The sequence below is a fragment of the Mucilaginibacter aureus genome, assembly GCF_053514885.1.
Map to the genome: position 1 here is coordinate 588,865 of NZ_CP170601.1, position 18,512 is coordinate 607,376.

Below are 18,512 nucleotides of genomic sequence, written 5' to 3' on the forward strand. Positions count from 1 at the left end.
CTAAACTATATGCGAAGAAAATTTAGTGTCAAAATTCTGTTATGCTGTATTACGTTAGTACTAATTATAGTTAGCGCCTGCAGAAAACAATATCAAGATGCAACATATACCGATGCATTATCAAACGATGTACAATGGGCCAAAGATTATTATACTAACACCTTACAACCAACACAAGGGAACGCGGTTGGCATTGATTCGAGTAAATTAGTTGCAAACAGCAAAGACCCATTGTCAGCTAAGATGAATATGAAATCGCTTTTTTGGCAAAAAGCAACTGCCGGCAATAGAGGCAATTATACTTTTGTAGAGATACCTATAAATATAGCCGAAAAATCGTTTCGGCCATTGATGCTAAAGTAAATGGCGTAAGCGTTATCGAACAGCCAACACCTGACGTAGTAAAAGCAAGTTTTGACAGGTTGATCATATACAAAGGTGCCAATGGTACAATATATCAAAAAATTATTAGTTATGTGCCTGACAAAGAGTACCTAAAAAAGCATAACGGTGATATAAGCAACAACATGCTCAATAAGCTGGATACAGATTTTAGCGGATACCTATTTCATAAACAGTGGAACGGAAAAATCATGTTTGTGCTGCGGATACAAAAAGGTAAAGTGGCAAAAATGTATAATTTTATAAAAAACAATAAGCCAAGGCAACTTAAAACGCAAACAATGGTTTGTGATGATTATGAGATTGACCAATGGTTTATAGATTGTGATTATTACGGTGATGATCCTACACCGCATAACTGTGGAGAACCATATTCGGAATTTGATCATATAGAAACTATATGTTACGATGATGGAAATATAGATTGCGGCGATCCTACCTATTTTGGGAACCCCTTATGCCAGACGCCACCTCCGCCTGATCCACCAGCCCCTCCTGCTCCTGACGTAAAAAATGATTTAACGGGATGTAATAAAGCTGTGGTTGATAAGCTTTTGGCACAAGGTTTCACAGGGGCCATTGCGGATATACTTCACCTCTTTAATTCATCGGATAAAATTAATATGCATTTTATTGAAAGTTCAAATACCAACGGAGGCCCTGCCTTAGCTTATATGACATCTCCTCCCGGAAGTAACGTAGTTAATATTGAGGTTAGAGTAAATACGTCAATATTACCAAATGGCGCATCACAAGAATACAAAGCCGCAGTACTCAGTCATGAAATTATACATGCTTATTTGGACTACAAAGGCATTGATCTGAGTAGCCAGCTAAAGCAACATACAGATATCGCCAATGATTATGTTGACGACATAGCTTCGATGCTTGAACAAGCATTTGGATTGGACACGAGAAATGCCGATGCTTTGTCGCTTGGTGGCTTAAATGATTTTGCTACTCAATATCCAACTGATTTTGCTCAACTATTAACTGATAGAAACCTTACAAAACATGATCAAGGACTTATTGTAGCAGCTAATAAGGACGGGGGGGTACCTGGGTACGGAACTCCTTGTCCACAATAAATAATCATTTATGAAAAAATCAATTTTTCTTGTTTCATTATTATTGCTAACGGCATCCTTGTTTGCACAATCATATACGAAAAGCGGCAATGGAAAGCCATATCTAAAGGAAATAGGCTTTTTAATAGCGCGTTATTACCATCCCAACGAAGATTCAGTAAAAAACACCTGTTGGGAAGGGTGTGTATTTATACGTTTTAACATCAATAGTAAAAATCAATTTACTAATATTGCTTACACGATTAGTACACCGCCATTTATAAAAAACGGGCTTGCCGATGCTTTTAATATGCTTAATCAACGACATTGGATTGGGGGTAAACTAAATAATTTGGAAGGTAAAACCTACATCCAGCCAATAATAATTGCTAATAACGATGGCTGTGGATTCATGACTGGTTGGGAAGATAGTGCTGAAAAAAGAGACGCTAAAAAGGAAGAAATGTATAAAAAGAAACAGGATAGATTTGACCAATCATTCACCTCGATCCAGAATATCACCAATTTTACCGATGGTAAAATTGGTGCGGTTGATTGTATTTTGCTACCAGTAGTGATAACAGGAATAAAGCAGAATTAAAATATTTTTTTATGCCTGATATCTTTATTGCTATAATCAAGCAGATTATTTAATTCTCATCCAGCTTAGGCAAAAATACCGGCGGCTTCTCCCCCAGATCAACAAATTCCTTATATGATTTCCGGATGTAATCTATCAGGTCGTAATCCGTCCATTTACGTATCTGCTCAATAGCGGGGCGATAGGTGGTCATAAACCATTGCAGTTTTACGCTGTCCTGTATGCCGCTCATCTTTTTTACAAAGGGCTTGTTAAAGCGGCGGTCAATTTCGGTCTGTTCATTCTCATTGGCTGCATATTTTTGAAAACGGCGCGCGTTCTTTGGTCCCGAACCAAACAGGTTGTATAAACCATTAACCGGGTTAAATATAGCACCCAGTGTACTGGATTTACCATTATTGTATATCCCCTGTTTGTTGTAGCCTTTCATTACGTCGGCCAGGTCCTGCTTTTTGGTTACGTCCTTAATGTCAACCTGCATTAGGGTGATGATCGGTACCATAAAAACAAACACCGCTACATCGGCAGTAACCACTATCTTTTGGTCGCTAAAATTACGGCAGTTAAATATCAGGGTATCGCCAATTGCTGCTTTGATCTCAAAGGCCCCTAAGTTATCGTTAATCACACTTGCGTGGGTAAAATCATTGGTGATCAATACGTTCGGCAATCTTACATTAATATTTTTACTGTATACAATACCCCTGATATTCAACTCTTTGCGCTGTGCAAACGCGGCTGAAACAAGGCATCCTAAAAATAACACCAGGAAGGTGAGGACAGACTTAAACGGAATTTGAGCAGTATATTTCAATACGCAAATTTATCCTTTTTGGCTGTAAAATTTGTTAAAAAGTTGTTAAATGTCAATCAAATAGCGCTTTTAAGGTGCTGAATAAATTTCTATCTTTGCGCATGATTAAATCCATGACAGGGTATGGACTTGCCACTCACGATTCGGGCAACACAAAGTATACCGTTGAGATCAAATCCCTGAACAGTAAATTTCTTGAATTATCCCTCAGGCTACCTAAGTCATTCTCCGACAAGGAGTTTCAACTGCGCACCGAATGTAGCAAGCAGATCGACCGCGGTAAGGTAAACCTGTCTATCACGGTTGAGCAAACCAGTAAAGCGGTTAAGGCCGCTGGTATTGATACCGACCTGCTAAAGCACTATTTTGCGCAGTTAAAGTCGGTAAGTGCCGATCTGAACGAACCTGCATCCAATCTTTTTCAGCTGGCTTTGGGTTTACCCGAAGTAGTGAAATACGATGAGGACACAGTATCAGACGATGAATGGAAAATAGTTGAGCAAACTTTTCAAAAAGCGTTAAAGGCTTTCCAAAAATTTCGCGATGACGAAGGTGCTGTTTTAGAACAGGATATGCGTGCGCGGATTGATATTATTACCGGCAATTTAACCAAAGTTGAAATTGAGGAGCCTAACCGTATCCCTGTTATCCGCGAACGGTTGAACCAGTTTTTAGCCGATAGCGTTGGCCGCGAAAACATCGACCAAAACCGCTTTGAGCAGGAACTGATCTATTATATCGACAAACTGGATATCACCGAAGAAAAGATCCGCCTGAAAACACACTGCGATTACTTTATCGAAACCCTGAAAAATGCCGATGCTAACGGTAAAAAATTAGGCTTTATATCGCAGGAAATTGGTCGCGAAATAAATACGCTGGGCTCAAAAGCTAACGATGCCAACATACAAAAACTGGTTGTTGGTATGAAAGAAGAGCTGGAAAAAATAAAAGAACAACTGTTAAACGTACTGTAAACTAAGGATGATGGGAAAGGTAAGATGGAAAATGTAAAAAACGCTTTCACTACATCTTCCATTTTACATCATCCATCTTCCATTTAAGTAACTATGTCCCGTCAAGGTAAACTCGTTATATTTTCTGCACCATCCGGAGCCGGTAAAACCACTATTGTGCGCCATTTACTAAGCAAACGGCCCGACCTTGAGTTTTCCATATCGGCAACTACACGTCCCCCGCGCGGCGATGAGCGCCATGGTATCGATTATTACTTTATCAGCAAAGAGGAATTTTTGCACCGTATTGCCAAAAAGCAGTTTGTAGAGTTTGAAGAGGTTTACTCGGGCACGTTTTACGGCACCTTACGCTCTGAGATCCAACGGATTTGGGACAAAGGCAAAAACGTGATATTTGACATCGATGTGGAAGGCGGGTTACACCTTAAACGCAAGTACGAAGAACATGCCCTGGCTATTTTTGTGCAGCCGCCATCGTTACTGGTTTTAATTGAACGTTTAACCGGCCGCGGTACAGATAGCCCGGAAAAACTGGAAGAACGTTTCGCGAAAGCAAAAAAAGAGTTGAATTACGCCCCGCAGTTTGATATTATCCTAAAAAATCACGATCTTGAAACGGCATGCAAAGAAGCAGAACTGCTTGTTGATAATTTTTTAATTTAATTGACCTCATTTTTTAACGCGGCATGAAGATCGGCTTACTATTCGGTTCGTTTAACCCTGTACATACCGGCCACCTCATCATAGCTAATTACATGGCTAACCACACCGACCTGGATAAAGTTTGGCTGGTGGTATCGCCGCAGAACCCGCTAAAAAAATACGGCGACCTGATCAACACTTACGACCGTTTAGAGATGGCCCGCCTGGCTACAGATCATGCTGATAACCTTGAGGTAAGCGATGTGGAATTGAAACTGCCGCAACCATCTTACACCATTGATACGCTCACCGTATTAAAAGAAAAATACCCGCAGCACGATTTTGCCATTATTATGGGATCGGACAACCTGGTTACCCTGCACAAATGGAAAAACTATAAGCTGATACTGCGCGATTACCAGATCTATGTTTACCCGCGCCCCGGCTACGAGAACACTGATCTGGCTACACATCCATCGGTACACATCACCATGACTCCGCTGATGGAGCTTTCGGCTACCTTCATCCGCAAAGCTATATCCGAAAAAAAGAATGTGCAATTTTTTGTTCCCGAACCGGTATTGAAATTTATTGAGAGCAAAGGGCTATATAGATAGTCCGAAGTCGAGAGTCATTAGTCTTAAGTCACTCAAAAATTTATTGACTATGGGGTCAAGACTACTTCTGATCCACTTTCTTTTCCCTTACGATCACAAAAACATCCTCGTTATCTTTTTTCATGAGGTACTTTTCACGGGCAAATTTTTCGAGCTTTTCGGGGTTGGTGGTTAACTCATCCAGGTCTTTGGTAACCTGCTGGGTTTGCTTTAAGCAATAGTCGCGTTCCTGCTGCAGTGCCTTTACATCCTTGTACGATTGATATTGCGAATACAGGTCGTTGGCATCAAAAAACACCATCCACACCACAAAAGCTAAAGTGATGAGGAAGTATTTGTTTTTAACTAAAGCGATGAGCCTTTTCATAACACTAAGTTAGTTTATTTTCGTTTAAAGTTATCGAGCCAATTTTAATTTCACAAGCCAGGTTTATTAACTTGTTAACATTCACTGTAAAACAAAATTGCCACCCGAAATGGAATGGCAATTTACAATAGTATTATTGGTAATTCTTAGTCTCTTCTTGCACGGCTTCTAAATTCGCCGTGCTTTTTAGGCGCACCGCCTTTGGTGCCACCGCCAAATCCGCGGCCACGTTTTGGCTTACTTGCGGCATCTTTACGCGAAGCAGCTGCAAGCGCGTTTTGCGATAAGGTAGGCGCCTTCATCGGGTAGGGCTGATCTTCAATAACCGGTATAGTTTTGCCTATCAATTTATGGATATCGCGTAAAAACTCACCTTCTTCTGCATCACAAAAGCTTAAAGCTACACCGCTTAAACCTGCGCGGCCGGTACGGCCAATACGGTGTACATAGGTTTCGGGAATATTAGGCAATTCAAAATTGATCACATGCGTCAACTCGTCCACATCAATACCGCGGGCGGCAATATCGGTAGCCACCAAAATGCGGGTTGTACGGGCTTTAAAGTTACTTAACGCACGCTGCCTTGCGTTTTGCGATTTATTACCGTGTATCGCTTCGGCGGTAATGCCGGCACGTGTCAAATCCCTCACTACCTTATCGGCACCGTGTTTGGTACGGGTAAATACTAAAGCAGTTTCAATGCTTTTATCTTTCAGGATATGGTTGAGCAACGATTTTTTATCGTTCTTTTCTACAAAGTAAACACTTTGCTGTATGGTATCGGCAGTTGATGATACCGGTGTAACTTCTACCTTTTCGGGATTAGTTAAAATGGTATTGGCCAAAGCTTGTATTTCTTTTGGCATGGTAGCCGAGAAGAACAGGGTTTGACGTTTTTGCGGCAATTTAGCGATCACCTTTTTAACATCGTGCACAAAGCCCATATCCAGCATACGGTCGGCTTCATCAAGAACCAGTATTTTGATATGCTCCAAATGCACAAACTTTTGATTTACCAGATCGAGTAAACGACCGGGTGTGGCAACTAAAATATCGACCCCTCTTTTTAAGGCCTCAACCTGGTGGTGTTGTGATACGCCGCCAAAAATAACCAGGTGCTTTAAGCCGGTATGTTTGCCATAAGCGGCAAAGCTCTCGTCGATCTGGATAGCCAGCTCGCGTGTCGGCGTTAATATCAGTGCCTTTATCGTTTTTTGCTCTTTGTGCTGCAGCCTGTCCTGGTGCAATATTTGCAAAATAGGGATAGCAAAAGCAGCTGTTTTACCGGTGCCTGTTTGGGCGCAGCCCAAAAGGTCCTGCCGATTTAGTACTATAGGGATGGCTTGCGCCTGTATAGGTGTAGGTGTAGTATAGCCCTCAGTTTTTAAGGCCTTGAGGATAGGCTCAATTAATTTTAAATTTTCGAATGACATGTAATAGTTAATGAATATATGTTAACCCGCGGGTATAAGCGGTATTGAAGAGTTTAAATGATCAGCGACCGGAAGACCCTACGGGTATTATGCCGCAAAGATACGCTTTTATTATGACTTCGACTTAACAAGGTAATTTTGACTTATAACACCTTTTTCACATCTGATTTGAAAGGGATAGCCGACACCTGATGTTCGTCTTCATACACTATATATCCTGGATTTTTGATTGTGACCACCTCAATCGTTAAATCGTATTTGGCAAGTATATCCTTAACCTCATACATCTTACCAATATCAATTTCTGCTGAGTGTTTGAACCAGGATAATGAGACAGACGCCGGATTTTTATTTTTGGCATTTGAAAAACGGTCGGGCTTTTTTAGATAAGTACTAAACCACTTGCGAATCTCTTTTAGCTTTATTACATCCTCATCCTGCGTTAAGCTATGATCTATTGCATAGTCTATCGCGTTGAAGATGCCATACTCGGTTTCGTTGTTCTCGTTGATGAACTGTGTTATAAAGCGAATATACATTGCCTACAAAATATTTGACCACACTTCAACAAAAAAGCTCGGCCGTTAGCCGAGCTTTCCTATTTTTCTAACCAAGGTTAATCCTTCTGCTCTTCCTCTTTCTTTTCTTCTTTTGGCTCGCCCTTGGTTTTTTTCAATTCGATGTTCGACGAGTGCTTACCTACAACCTTGATCTCTTCGGTCTCTTTGTCGTAGTCAACTTCCATCACATCGCCTTCAACCAGTTCGCCTTTCAATATCTCTTCTGCGATCGGGTCTTCCAGGTATTTCTGGATAGCGCGTTTTAACGGACGGGCGCCAAATTGCGAGTCGTAACCTTTGTCAGCTATTACCTCTTTGGCAGCTTCGGTCAGTTCAATTTTATAACCTAAACTGTGTACACGGCCGAATAATGAGGCCAGTTCGATATCGATAATTTTGAAGATCTCTTCTTTACCCAACGAGTTAAACACGATCACATCGTCTATACGGTTCAAAAACTCCGGTGCAAAGGCACGTTTTAAGGCGCTCTCTATCACACCACGCGAGTGAGCATCAGCCTGGTTAGTTTTGGCTGTGGTGGTAAAACCAACACCTTGTCCAAAATCTTTCAGCTGGCGTGCACCGATGTTTGATGTCATGATAATGATGGTATTTCTAAAATCCACCTTGCGGCCCAGCGAGTCTGTCAGTTGGCCTTCGTCCAACACCTGCAACAGGATATTGAATACATCCGGGTGAGCTTTTTCGATCTCATCAAGCAATACAACGCTGTATGGTTTGCGGCGTACTTTCTCGGTCAGCTGGCCACCTTCTTCGTAACCAACGTAGCCCGGAGGCGCACCCACCAAACGCGATACCGCGAATTTTTCCATGTACTCGCTCATGTCGATCTGTATCAGCGCATCCTGGGTATCGAACATAAAACGGGCAAGCTCTTTGGCCAGCTCTGTTTTACCAACACCTGTAGGGCCTAAGAAGATAAACGAACCTATCGGCTTTTTCGGATCTTTCAATCCGGCGCGGGTACGTTGTATGGCCTTGGTTAGTTTTTTGATGGCAACATCCTGACCGATGATCTTGGTGCCCACGGTTTCGCTCATGCTCAACAGCTTGGCGCTGTCGGCCTGGCCAACGCGTTGTACAGGTATGCCGGTCATCATTGATACCACTTCAGCAACGTTATCTTCGGTAACGGTATAACGTTTTGATTTGGTTTCGGCTTCCCATATTGCTTTAGCCTGTTCCAGCTCTTCCAGCAAGTGTTTTTCAGTATCGCGAAGTTTAGCGGCCTCTTCGTATTTCTGGCTGCGTACTACCTTGTTCTTTTCAATTTTGATCTGTTCGATCTTAGCTTCAACATCCAAGATGTTTTGAGGTACATGGATATTGGTTAAGTGAACACGTGAGCCCGACTCGTCTAAAGCGTCGATAGCTTTGTCCGGTAAAAACCTGTCGGTAATGTAACGTGCAGTTAAACTAACGCAAGCCAAAATAGCTTCGGGAGTATAGGTTACACCATGGTGCTCTTCGTATTTGTCTTTAATGCGGCTCAATATCTCAACCGTTTCATCAGGCGTGGCCGGTTCAACCATTACCTTTTGGAAACGGCGATCCAACGCGCCATCTTTTTCAATATACTGGCGGTACTCATCTAAAGTGGTTGCGCCAATGCATTGTATCTCGCCACGGGCCAAAGCAGGTTTAAACATGTTCGAGGCATCCAGCGAACCCGATGCGCCGCCCGCACCTACGATGGTATGTATCTCATCGATAAACAAAATCACATCCGGCGATTTTTCCAGTTCGTTCATTACGGCTTTCATCCGCTCTTCAAACTGGCCGCGATATTTGGTACCGGCCACTAATGATGCCAGATCTAGCGTAACCACGCGTTTGTTAAACAATACACGCGATACTTTACGCTGTACAATGCGTAATGCCAAACCTTCGGCTATAGCCGATTTGCCTACGCCCGGCTCACCTATTAAAATAGGGTTGTTCTTTTTACGACGGGATAAGATCTGCGATACACGTTCAATTTCTTTTTCACGGCCCACTATCGGGTCAAGCCTGCCATCTTCGGCAGCCTTGGTCAGGTCGCGGCCAAAATTATCCAGTACCGGTGTTTTTGATTTAATGTCCGAAACCTTTTTAGGCTGGCTGAACGATTCTTCCTCGCGGAAATCATCATCCCCACCGGTTGACGAACCCGGCATCTCATCTGTCACATCATTTTTATGCGATTCAACCTCGGCTTTAAACAGTTCGTAATTCACGTTAAACTGCATTAAGATCTGCGATGCGATGTTGTCTTCATCCCGTAAGATAGACAACAGCAGGTGCTCAGTACCTATCACATCGCTTTTAAATATCTTGGCTTCAAGGTAAGTTATCTTCAATACCTTTTCGGCTTGCTTGGTTAACGGGATGCTGCCTATGTTTACATTGGTGCCCGAGGTGCCTTTCACAGCATCTTCAATAGCACGGCGTAAACGCGCAGTATCAACGTTTAAGCTTCTTAACAATTTTATGGCTACTCCGTCCCCATCGCGGATAAGCCCTAACAAAAGATGTTCTGTCCCGATATAGTCATGCCCAAGGCGCAGGGCCTCTTCTCTGCTGTATGAGATCACATCTTTAACGCGGGGCGAAAATTTAGCTTCCATATATATACCTTTCAATAATTTTGAAACGCTCTAATCTAATAATTTGTTACTATCAAACGAACGTCTTTTACCTAACATATCAACAATATTGCCAACCTTTATCAAGTCCTAAAAACAGACATTATCATGATATAACATCAATTTGCCCTTAAATTAGTCAATTATTTACACAAAACCGTAAGCGCTTTGTAAATAATAACGGGGCTTGTTGCCATAGTTAATGTCCTGTTACAACAATAATTAACGTAAAAAGTGCTTCAACAGTTTAATTATTTATCAGGCGGCTGTAAATAAGTCACCACCCTGCCATAAAGACATACGTACCTGCGCGGTTAAAGGTTGCACCTGTTTACTGCAATACTAATTTATTTACATTGTAAATTATAGTAACAGGTAAAATTTTGGCGATTTTTTTATAAACAAATTTTCCACCAGATTGCCGATGCGCAAATGCTGTTTGCTGGAATGTTGTAAGGTTTTAAAAGTATCAGCGGTCATTCATTTTAGCAAGTGGCTGGGTGCTTGCGTATTTACTTGAATTTTGTCTTACTTCTTGGATCTTGACTCTTGCTTCTCCGAAGACATAGGTATTTATCGGTATTTTTAACAACTTTCCTCGCAAAAGCCTTATTTAAGTGGCTTAAAGCCACTTTTCAAATTTTTATACCCATCAAACACATAGGTATCTCATGGGTATTACATCGGTATACCCATGTTTGGTTCAGGGTTATACCTGCTTGTTAAAAGCCTTGCGCTTTCGGCTCCAAAACATATAAATATACGAATTATTTTCCACAAAAGCCGCTTAATATTACGGATACGGCATCAAAACAGCAATACAGGTACCTTCTCCCGCTTTCGATTCAATATTGACCTCGCCTCCAACTATTGCCGCTCTTTTTTGGATATTACGCAAACCCATCCCGGCACTACTTACAGATAAATCCGCTGTGTCAAATCCAATACCGTTATCAGCTATCTGCAATAGCAGCTTTCCTTCCGGATAGTCCAATTTAACTTCGATGCGTGTAGCTTTTGCATGTTTGATGATGTTGTTCAGTATCTCCTGCAATATCCGGAACAGGATCAGGTCGGTATCCGGATTGTTTTTGGCCGGCGTTTCATTTTCCTGATAATAAACGATCTCGTATTGCTCCGAACGCTCCAGCCAGTTCATCTGGTAACGGATAGCCTCGGGCAAACCCGATCCAACCAGTTGATCGCCTTGCAGCAACTTCCCAAGCAGGCGCATCTCCTTAATTGACTTTGCCATCAGGTCAATTGCTGCTTCGATTTTGGGTTTTGCTTTATGCGATCCTTCCAGTTCAACCGAATTCAACGTTAACGAGGTCAAACTGAGCAATTGACCTATATTATCATGCAGGTCGGCGCCAATGGTTTGCATGGTTTGTTCCCGGATTTCAAGCTGGGTTTTAATTAGCTCAGCTTCGAAAGTTAATTGCATCTGGGCTTTTTCTTCTATATGACGTTTTTTGCGCTGGTTGTAGATCAACACATAAACTAATAAAAAAGCAGGTGCCAATAAAAAAATAATCGTTGAGATTATTATCAGGGTTTTCAGGTCTTCGTTAGCCATTTTCTACAGATAAAAGAATAGCTCCAAAAAGCATACAATATTACATTTAAAGCCATATTGATGTAATAGGTTAACCTGTGGTGCTCTGTGATAATAATTGCTGATAACTTTCCGCGGAATATATTTACCATTGTGCTTCCAAAATAGAAGAATAGCGAGCCAATAATCCACCAAAAATCAAATGAATAAAGTAAATTAATATAGTTCTCATTACTAACTAATAAGTATAGATAAAAAAAGCATGCTATAATGATAAATACACATAGTATGTTGTAAGTAATTTCGTTAAAAAAAAGAATATTATGCCTTAGACTTTCGATTACAAATAGCACAACAAGTATAGTCAGCACTACATTTTTGTAGTGCTGACTATTAACATACGGGGTTATTATATTGGTTAATGCGGAGGTAAAATAAACAATTTGGGCCACTAATAATATGTTATATGGCCATTGGTTATTTTGGTGGTGAATTTTAAGGTGTACTCCAAATAGTTCGATGACACAAACTGCAACCAGATAACTTAACGTCCCTAATTGTTTTTTTTTATCCAGGCAAATTAGGGCTAATAAGAAACATAGTATTTCCGAAACAGTGACTCCGGTAAAGTATTGTGTTATCATGCAATAATTAATTGAATTAAGGGATTAACTCGCCATAGCAATTATCGGGGCAAAGCTCGCCGTTATCGAAACCGCCTGTAAGAGCAAACAAGAATAAATTTAATTCATCCAGTTCGGCCTTGTCTGCGCGTTTACTTGATCTGCTCAATTTCTGTTTTATTTCTTTCAGATTTTTCAAATATTCCTGACTAATAAAAGCATTTTTTTCCAATTTCAGGCCCTCCTTAAAATCAGGATATTTTTCTAAAAAATCATTCAGGATAGCAGAATTACAGACCGGGAAATCGCAATCAAAAGGCTCGTTATGATATTTTTTATTACTGTCTATTACAGTAGGTTCCACAACAAATGCATGTCTTAGTTTGTATATCGGATCGGTATTAGGCCGTTGCGCATAATAAATTCGAATACCGTCATATTTTGCGGCCGCTACTGCGTTTTGAAATAAACAAAGCGGAAACCATTCGCTATCTGTCGGTTTCGGGTCGGTTGCGCCAACACCCATTGGCGGTTTTTGTAAAAAACCAACCATAGCTTGGCCACGCCTGCGGGTTATATAATTACCTGTGGGAGTAACCGGGCAATCACAAGTGGTGCATGGTTGATGTAATAAAGCACCATAGGCATTTGTGGCAGTTGGCACATAGGATTCCCCTTGGATGTTAATCCCTAAAGCGGTAAGCGGATTAAAATATTGAGCATATTTTGGATGGTAAAAATAGTCGCGGTGGAGCATTGGCTGCGCGGCGCTGCTACTGTCTGTTGTTGACACGAGCATAACAGTATATTGACTTGGCGTTTTGCCGAAATAAATCCTTATGCCATCGACTTTGTGACCACCCGGAGAAACCACCGGTTCGGCAGCAATCATGTCCAACATAGCTTTAATTTCTCTAATATCAAACCAAACATTAGCGGCGGGCGGAAATACGTGGGCAAAATCACTTTTCATCGTCTGGGCCTCGCTAAACTTGTAGTTGTTTAAGCACAAGCCGTTTGGATCGGGGGATTGACCGAAACTAAAAATCGTAAGACAAATAAAACAAAGCGCTAATACTAACTTTTTCATAACATTTAGGGGTTTAAGTGTGAAAATAATAAATTAATTTGATACCACAATATTCCGCAATAACTCTCAAGTAATCAACGTATTTACACCCTTAATATACCGTAAAAATACCTTATTAAAAAAGGTAATAGTATGGTAATATATTTTTGCTTTCGTCCGGAAGTTTGATCCCAAAAACCGGGAAAGCCGAAAACGGATTTAGAGTAGGCATCAATTCTCAGATCATGAAAAAACTACTATTATTATCTGCCTTGCTATTTATAGTGAGATCCTCTTATGCGCAAGCAACAGATCTTGTTGGCGTAACATTCGGGTTTAGCGCAGGCTATAGTTACTCGTTTAATCAAATCTACGATTACAGTTTAACACCCGATGCCAATCACGCCTTAAAACTCCAACCGCTCAGTCAAAACTCATTTGTAATATCTTCTGCTGTTATGGTAAAACTGGGCAAAGTTGCTTATGATCAAACAAGCCATACCTTTATCAAACAAGCTGGTGTTACTAAATATAATAAGTCTTTTCTGGAAAAAAATTCCCCGCCCGCGTTAACAAAAAGCGATAGCGTTTCGTTTCTCGATCATCTATCTCTTAATTTATCCTTGGATCTCATCAATGTTAGCCAGGATGTTTCATTTAACAAACGGATTAGCGGCGGTATCGGCATTGGTTATTTCCTAACACATGACCTGCAAATTGCAGCTTTTTACGATATAACTCAAGTAAGACAAATGCGCGATTATATTGTAAAATCTTACGAAAATAACCCTATCCCAAACAGTGCTACAACTAACTATAATGCGCTCGACACAAAAGACAATACCTTGTTTTACGACAAAACAATAAGCGGCTTTTCCATAAAACTTATTCTCTCGCTGGCTAACAAAAAGCCAACTTCTTAAATTAAACTCTTTTTTCTTCGCCCCCCTTCATCTCGTCGGGGGGCTTTTTCATATATTTGCCATCCTCACATTATAACTTATGGCAGACGAAAAGATCATTTTTTCGATGGCCGGCGTAAATAAAATTTACCCGCCGCAAAAACAGGTTTTAAAAAATATTTACCTCAGCTTTTTTTACGGGGCAAAAATCGGCGTTATCGGTCTCAACGGATCGGGTAAATCGTCGGTGTTGAAGATCATAGCCGGCCTGGATAAATCATACCAGGGCGAGGTGGTTTTTTCGCCGGGTTATACTGTTGGTTACCTGGCCCAGGAGCCCGAGCTCGATCCCAACAAAACCGTACGCGAGGTGGTTGAAGAAGGTGTATCCGAAATTACCGCTATATTAAAAGAGTACGAAGACATCAACGAAAAATTTGGCCTGCCCGAAGTTTATGAGGATGCTGATGCCATGGATAAACTGATGGTTCGCCAGGGCGAACTGCAGGACCAGATTGACGCCGTTAACGCCTGGGAACTGGATACCAAATTGGAACGTGCTATGGATGCCCTGCGCTGCCCCGACCCGGATACCAAAATTTCTGTACTGTCGGGTGGTGAGCGCCGCCGGGTGGCTTTGTGCCGTTTATTATTAAAAGAACCCGATGTGCTGTTGCTCGATGAGCCTACCAACCACCTGGATGCCGAATCGATCGACTGGCTGGAGCAGCATCTCAAACAATATAAAGGTACCGTTATCGCCGTTACGCACGACAGGTACTTCCTCGATAACGTTGCCGGCTGGATCCTGGAGCTCGATCGCGGCGAGGGCATCCCATGGAAAGGCAATTACTCCTCATGGCTCGATCAGAAAGCCAAACGTTTGGCCCAGGAAGAAAAAACCGAGAGCAAACGTCAGAAAACCCTGGAGCGTGAGCTGGAATGGGTGCGCATGGCGCCCAAGGCCCGCCATGCCAAAGGCAAGGCCCGTTTATCAAACTACGAAAAACTGGCTGCCGAGGACGGCCGCGAACGCGAAGACAAACTGGAGCTCTTTATTCCACCAGGCCCGCGTTTAGGTAATGTGGTTATCGAGGCTACCAACGTTAGCAAAGCTTATGGTGATAAGGTCTTGTTCGATAACCTGAGCTTTTCATTGCCCCCGGCTGGCATCGTGGGTATTATCGGGCCGAACGGCGCGGGTAAAACCACCCTGTTCCGTTTAATTACCGGCCAGGAGCAGCCCGATGCCGGTACCTTCCGCGTCGGCGAAACCGTGGCTCTGGGCTATGTCGACCAGATGCATGACGACCTCGAAGCCGAAAAATCAGTTTGGGAAAACATTACCGGCGGCAACGAAAACATCTTATTAGGCAACCGCCCGTTAAACTCGCGAGCCTATGTATCCAAGTTTAACTTTAACGGTGCCGATCAGCAAAAAAAGATCAGCGTGCTTTCGGGCGGCGAGCGTAACCGGGTTCACTTAGCTATCACACTCAAAAAAGGTTCGAACGTGCTGCTGCTCGATGAGCCTACCAACGATATCGACGTAAACACCTTACGTGCTTTAGAGGAAGCTTTAGAAAACTTTGCAGGCTGCGCCGTGGTCATCAGTCACGATCGTTGGTTTTTAGATCGAATCTGTACCCACATCCTCGCTTTCGAAGGTGATTCGCAGGTTTACTTTTTTGAAGGTAACTACAGCGATTACGAAGAGAACCGCAAAAAACGCCTCGGCGATATCGCGCCTAAACGTATTAAATACAAAAAGCTGGCAGGATAATTCATGAAAATCAAAGAGATTATTAAGAAACTTGAATCTGAGGGCTGGGTTTTGGTCAGACAAAAAGGTAGTCATAAGCAATACAAAAACACTAATAAGCCTGACTTAATTACCGTTCCCGATCATGGGAGCAATAAAGAACCCTCAATCGGAGTTTTAAATGATATTAAAAAGAAAGCTGGTTGGAAATAATTACTTAAATTTACAGTATGGATTATTTAGTAGTTTTTGAAAAAGCCGACGATGGCAGCATATGGGCAAGGGTTCCTGACCTGCCTGGGTGTTATTCTTTTGGCGACACAATGGATGAAGCCAAATTCAATATTAAAGATGCAATCGAATTTCACATTGAAGGACTTAAAGAAGAAGGCTTAGAAGTGCCGGAACCAAGTTCATTTAGTGCAGAATTGATTCATGTTTAGTTATTATCGATAACTGCACAGAATATTAAAAAACAAAGGCTTATCAAAATGATGGGCCTTTGTTTTTTGTATCTGTAGTAAGTAATAAACTTACCCATGAGTTTCCGCAGCAACAGTTGGCACTATCGGCGCAACCGGCGTTGGTTCTACAGTTGTAACTGCGCTTTTAGGCATATTATCTACACCCGGCGAAATAACACCTGATGAAGCATCTTTAAACTCCTTAATCCCGCTTCCTAATCCCCTTGCCAATTCAGGTAATTTCTTCCCTCCGAACAGCAGCAGAGCTACTCCGAGTATCATGGCGATATCCATACCGCTCATAAATAATAATGTCATGTTCTTTAAATTTAGTATCAGATAAAACCGCAGGAAGCATGGATATCACACTTCCTTTGGTTAAAATTTATTACTTAACTCCTCTCCTCCGTTGTTGGTGTCATCACCAGCAACAAATATTACTTAACCCCAAAAGGCTGCACCAAAGGCAATACCTGTGTGTAAGTTAAAGGTTCATCAAAAGCTTCTGTGCAAACGCTGGCACTAAATTTGGCGCCGGTTACCGGGTTAATCAATGTTGATACATCTACCCCGCCCTGCATCGTATTATCTTCTGCAGCGTAGTTGGCGGCAATACCTGCAAAGCCGGTATCGTTAGCGCCAGTGATCCACGATTTTGGCGAAGTGCCATTACCCGCTTTACGACGAATGGTACGGATATGCGCTGCATGCCTTGCTTCAACTGAGTGGATGTTTAAAGCCGCTGTTAATACAGTTTGGTTACCGATAATATTCGGCGCCTGGCCCTTGTAAGCTCGTACACCGGTATCTTCAAAAGCATTGGCTACTATTAAAAAGGTAGCATAATCCTTAGTCGCAAAATAATTTGGTAAAGTGCCGCCAGCTGTCCAGTCGTACACACCCGCAGTGCCCTGCGATGTTTGCAATACCGCATCACCAGCCAAAACCGATTTCAAAAAAGCCACGTGTGCATTTTCATGCGAGGCGATGGTTTGAAAAGCAGCCAGATCGGCGGCTGGTATCAATCCCGGAGTATTGAGGGCCGTATTGTAAAATGCAGCCTCCAGGAACTCCAGTTTTAATGCAAAATTAAGTGATCCGGTAACATCGCCCACTTTGGTTTGCCCGTAAGCCTTTGTCAGTAAAGTACCCAAAGCAAATGGCAAGGCAGCAACGGCCACTTTCGAGCCAAAACTGGTTATATTTTTAATGACCGCGCGGCGCGGACTTATCCTGTCCTGAAACTCAGGATCAATTTTTCCTATTTCTTCTATAATGCCGAAAACATTCATGATCGTAATTTTTAAGGTAATTGGTTAGCGGTTATTGATGTAGTTAAATACACTGCTACAATGGGCAGTACTTCTGATGGCTTGCGCGACAGATCAAGCGCTGTAGTTGAGTTAACCACCGTCGAATCGGCAAAACTGCCATAACTGATCGTATCGCGGATAAAAGCCGCATGCCTTGCTTCAACCGAAACAATTTTACCTGCAAGCCCTAAATACGTTGGGTTGGTCATGATGTATCCCGCCCCGTTATAGGCCGATACACCGGTGTCTTCAAAAGCTTTAGCGGCACCCAGTACACTGGCACGGTCGTTAAAGTTGATCGAGCTAAAGTTTACGCCCAGCGCACCGATAGCGTTGGTACCCAACGCCGCTTTTAAAAATTCGCGGTGCAGTATCTCATGGTCGCGTATTTCGGTAAACGATGTCAGTTCGGCACTCGTCATCCCGCTAAATGGTGTTGCCACTACCTGGGTATAAAAAGCAGCTTCCAACTGTTCAAGTGCGTAAGCATAATTTAATACGCCAATATCGCCGCTGCCTACGTCAATGCCGGTAGGGCCATCATCGTGATGTTTTGAGCAGGCCGCCGCAGCAAGCACGCCCACAGCCGCAGCACCGGCCCCGGCGTATTTAAAAAACGACCGTCTCTGCATTTTCGAAGGCACAGAGGTTTCCTCTACGACGATTTCGTCGTTCTGTGTTAAGTTTTCCATAAGT

At 42.3% G+C, this 18,512-nt stretch carries 20 protein-coding genes; 10 read left to right on the forward strand and 10 right to left on the reverse strand.

Annotated elements, in window-relative coordinates; translation table 11 throughout:
- Window positions 1-9: 9 nt before the first annotated feature.
- From ACFGVR_RS02525 to ACFGVR_RS02535, 3 genes are read left to right on the forward strand one after another with little or no spacing between them, the layout of a single operon-like run.
- Window positions 10-363 (forward strand): hypothetical protein, encoded by a 354-nt coding sequence (locus ACFGVR_RS02525; RefSeq protein ID WP_448700917.1) that lies wholly within the window; start codon window positions 10-12, stop codon window positions 361-363.
- Window positions 364-422: 59 nt separating this feature from the next.
- Complete coding sequence (locus ACFGVR_RS02530) at window positions 423-1,490, forward strand: hypothetical protein (RefSeq protein ID WP_448700918.1); 1,068 nt, start codon at window positions 423-425, stop codon at window positions 1,488-1,490.
- Window positions 1,491-1,500: 10 nt separating this feature from the next.
- On the forward strand, window positions 1,501-2,070 hold the full coding sequence (locus ACFGVR_RS02535) for a hypothetical protein (protein WP_448700919.1): 570 nt from the start codon (window positions 1,501-1,503) through the stop codon (window positions 2,068-2,070).
- Between the two features lie 49 nt (window positions 2,071-2,119).
- Here the strand turns inward: ACFGVR_RS02535 and ACFGVR_RS02540 are convergent, their stop codons facing one another.
- Entirely contained in the window at window positions 2,120-2,884 is a 765-nt protein-coding gene (locus ACFGVR_RS02540) for a hypothetical protein (RefSeq protein ID WP_448700920.1), read from the reverse strand.
- Between the two features lie 113 nt (window positions 2,885-2,997).
- On the opposite strand from ACFGVR_RS02540, the gene ACFGVR_RS02545 reads away from it, so the two are divergent.
- The 3 genes from ACFGVR_RS02545 (at window position 2,998) to nadD (ending at window position 5,120) form a co-directional block, all read left to right on the forward strand.
- Window positions 2,998-3,861 carry a YicC/YloC family endoribonuclease gene (locus ACFGVR_RS02545; protein WP_448700921.1) on the forward strand — a complete coding sequence of 288 codons (864 nt, stop codon included), beginning with the start codon at window positions 2,998-3,000 and terminating at the stop codon, window positions 3,859-3,861.
- A gap of 93 nt (window positions 3,862-3,954) precedes the next feature.
- Window positions 3,955-4,524, forward strand: a complete 570-nt coding sequence (gene gmk / locus ACFGVR_RS02550; RefSeq protein ID WP_448700922.1) for a guanylate kinase — start codon at window positions 3,955-3,957, stop codon at window positions 4,522-4,524.
- Between the two features lie 23 nt (window positions 4,525-4,547).
- Window positions 4,548-5,120 carry a nicotinate (nicotinamide) nucleotide adenylyltransferase gene (gene nadD / locus ACFGVR_RS02555; protein ID WP_448700923.1) on the forward strand — a complete coding sequence of 191 codons (573 nt, stop codon included), beginning with the start codon at window positions 4,548-4,550 and terminating at the stop codon, window positions 5,118-5,120.
- A gap of 61 nt (window positions 5,121-5,181) precedes the next feature.
- Here the strand turns inward: nadD and ACFGVR_RS02560 are convergent, their stop codons facing one another.
- The 6 genes from ACFGVR_RS02560 to ACFGVR_RS02585 form a co-directional block, all read right to left on the reverse strand.
- Window positions 5,182-5,487 carry an FtsB family cell division protein gene (locus ACFGVR_RS02560; protein WP_448700925.1) on the reverse strand — a complete coding sequence of 102 codons (306 nt, stop codon included), beginning with the start codon at window positions 5,485-5,487 and terminating at the stop codon, window positions 5,182-5,184.
- Between the two features lie 146 nt (window positions 5,488-5,633).
- Entirely contained in the window at window positions 5,634-6,920 is a 1,287-nt protein-coding gene (locus ACFGVR_RS02565; protein ID WP_448700926.1) for a DEAD/DEAH box helicase, read from the reverse strand.
- Between the two features lie 143 nt (window positions 6,921-7,063).
- The gene (locus ACFGVR_RS02570; protein WP_448700927.1) at window positions 7,064-7,459 is read right to left on the reverse strand and encodes a hypothetical protein; all 396 of its coding nucleotides are present in this window, start codon (window positions 7,457-7,459) and stop codon (window positions 7,064-7,066) included.
- Between the two features lie 77 nt (window positions 7,460-7,536).
- Window positions 7,537-10,107: an ATP-dependent Clp protease ATP-binding subunit gene (locus ACFGVR_RS02575; protein ID WP_448700928.1), complete on the reverse strand. Its 2,571-nt coding sequence runs from the start codon at window positions 10,105-10,107 to the stop codon at window positions 7,537-7,539.
- An 811-nt stretch (window positions 10,108-10,918) separates the two neighbouring features.
- Window positions 10,919-11,704: a sensor histidine kinase gene (locus ACFGVR_RS02580; RefSeq protein WP_448700929.1), complete on the reverse strand. Its 786-nt coding sequence runs from the start codon at window positions 11,702-11,704 to the stop codon at window positions 10,919-10,921.
- A gap of 639 nt (window positions 11,705-12,343) precedes the next feature.
- Window positions 12,344-13,396 carry a hypothetical protein gene (locus ACFGVR_RS02585; protein ID WP_448700930.1) on the reverse strand — a complete coding sequence of 351 codons (1,053 nt, stop codon included), beginning with the start codon at window positions 13,394-13,396 and terminating at the stop codon, window positions 12,344-12,346.
- Window positions 13,397-13,620: 224 nt separating this feature from the next.
- On the opposite strand from ACFGVR_RS02585, the gene ACFGVR_RS02590 reads away from it, so the two are divergent.
- The 4 genes from ACFGVR_RS02590 (at window position 13,621) to ACFGVR_RS02605 (ending at window position 16,482) form a co-directional block, all read left to right on the forward strand.
- The gene (locus ACFGVR_RS02590) at window positions 13,621-14,298 is read left to right on the forward strand and encodes a hypothetical protein (RefSeq protein ID WP_448700931.1); all 678 of its coding nucleotides are present in this window, start codon (window positions 13,621-13,623) and stop codon (window positions 14,296-14,298) included.
- 79 nt (window positions 14,299-14,377) lie between these two features.
- Window positions 14,378-16,060 (forward strand): energy-dependent translational throttle protein EttA, encoded by a 1,683-nt coding sequence (ettA, locus tag ACFGVR_RS02595; RefSeq protein WP_448700932.1) that lies wholly within the window; start codon window positions 14,378-14,380, stop codon window positions 16,058-16,060.
- A gap of 3 nt (window positions 16,061-16,063) precedes the next feature.
- Entirely contained in the window at window positions 16,064-16,252 is a 189-nt protein-coding gene (locus tag ACFGVR_RS02600) for a type II toxin-antitoxin system HicA family toxin (RefSeq protein WP_448700933.1), read from the forward strand.
- Between the two features lie 17 nt (window positions 16,253-16,269).
- Entirely contained in the window at window positions 16,270-16,482 is a 213-nt protein-coding gene (locus ACFGVR_RS02605) for a type II toxin-antitoxin system HicB family antitoxin (protein WP_448700934.1), read from the forward strand.
- Window positions 16,483-16,572: 90 nt separating this feature from the next.
- Here the strand turns inward: ACFGVR_RS02605 and ACFGVR_RS02610 are convergent, their stop codons facing one another.
- From ACFGVR_RS02610 to ACFGVR_RS02620, 3 genes are all read right to left on the reverse strand, one after another.
- Window positions 16,573-16,821 (reverse strand): Sec-independent protein translocase subunit TatA/TatB, encoded by a 249-nt coding sequence (locus tag ACFGVR_RS02610; RefSeq protein WP_448700935.1) that lies wholly within the window; start codon window positions 16,819-16,821, stop codon window positions 16,573-16,575.
- A 119-nt stretch (window positions 16,822-16,940) separates the two neighbouring features.
- Window positions 16,941-17,795 (reverse strand): ferritin-like domain-containing protein, encoded by an 855-nt coding sequence (locus tag ACFGVR_RS02615; RefSeq protein ID WP_448700936.1) that lies wholly within the window; start codon window positions 17,793-17,795, stop codon window positions 16,941-16,943.
- Window positions 17,796-17,806: 11 nt separating this feature from the next.
- Window positions 17,807-18,508, reverse strand: coding sequence for a ferritin-like domain-containing protein (locus ACFGVR_RS02620; RefSeq protein ID WP_448700937.1), 702 nt, complete (start codon window positions 18,506-18,508; stop codon window positions 17,807-17,809).
- Between the last annotated feature and the right edge of the window lie 4 nt (window positions 18,509-18,512).

Bases quoted from the DNA above. Each gene is read 5' to 3' on its own strand.
- ACFGVR_RS02525 (WP_448700917.1), top strand. From the start codon at position 10: ATGCGAAGAAAATTTAGTGTCAAAATTCTGTTATGCTGTATTACGTTA.
- ACFGVR_RS02535 (WP_448700919.1), top strand. From the start codon at position 1,501: ATGAAAAAATCAATTTTTCTTGTTTCATTATTATTGCTAACGGCATCC.
- ACFGVR_RS02545 (WP_448700921.1), top strand. From the start codon at position 2,998: ATGACAGGGTATGGACTTGCCACTCACGATTCGGGCAACACAAAGTAT.
- gmk (WP_448700922.1), top strand. From the start codon at position 3,955: ATGTCCCGTCAAGGTAAACTCGTTATATTTTCTGCACCATCCGGAGCC.
- nadD (WP_448700923.1), top strand. From the start codon at position 4,548: ATGAAGATCGGCTTACTATTCGGTTCGTTTAACCCTGTACATACCGGC.
- ACFGVR_RS02560 (WP_448700925.1), bottom strand. From the start codon at position 5,487: ATGAAAAGGCTCATCGCTTTAGTTAAAAACAAATACTTCCTCATCACT.
- ACFGVR_RS02565 (WP_448700926.1), bottom strand. From the start codon at position 6,920: ATGTCATTCGAAAATTTAAAATTAATTGAGCCTATCCTCAAGGCCTTA.
- ACFGVR_RS02570 (WP_448700927.1), bottom strand. From the start codon at position 7,459: ATGTATATTCGCTTTATAACACAGTTCATCAACGAGAACAACGAAACC.
- ACFGVR_RS02575 (WP_448700928.1), bottom strand. From the start codon at position 10,107: ATGGAAGCTAAATTTTCGCCCCGCGTTAAAGATGTGATCTCATACAGC.
- ACFGVR_RS02580 (WP_448700929.1), bottom strand. From the start codon at position 11,704: ATGGCTAACGAAGACCTGAAAACCCTGATAATAATCTCAACGATTATT.
- ACFGVR_RS02585 (WP_448700930.1), bottom strand. From the start codon at position 13,396: ATGAAAAAGTTAGTATTAGCGCTTTGTTTTATTTGTCTTACGATTTTT.
- ACFGVR_RS02590 (WP_448700931.1), top strand. From the start codon at position 13,621: ATGAAAAAACTACTATTATTATCTGCCTTGCTATTTATAGTGAGATCC.
- ettA (WP_448700932.1), top strand. From the start codon at position 14,378: ATGGCAGACGAAAAGATCATTTTTTCGATGGCCGGCGTAAATAAAATT.
- ACFGVR_RS02600 (WP_448700933.1), top strand. From the start codon at position 16,064: ATGAAAATCAAAGAGATTATTAAGAAACTTGAATCTGAGGGCTGGGTT.
- ACFGVR_RS02605 (WP_448700934.1), top strand. From the start codon at position 16,270: ATGGATTATTTAGTAGTTTTTGAAAAAGCCGACGATGGCAGCATATGG.
- ACFGVR_RS02610 (WP_448700935.1), bottom strand. From the start codon at position 16,821: ATGACATTATTATTTATGAGCGGTATGGATATCGCCATGATACTCGGA.
- ACFGVR_RS02615 (WP_448700936.1), bottom strand. From the start codon at position 17,795: ATGAATGTTTTCGGCATTATAGAAGAAATAGGAAAAATTGATCCTGAG.
- ACFGVR_RS02620 (WP_448700937.1), bottom strand. From the start codon at position 18,508: ATGGAAAACTTAACACAGAACGACGAAATCGTCGTAGAGGAAACCTCT.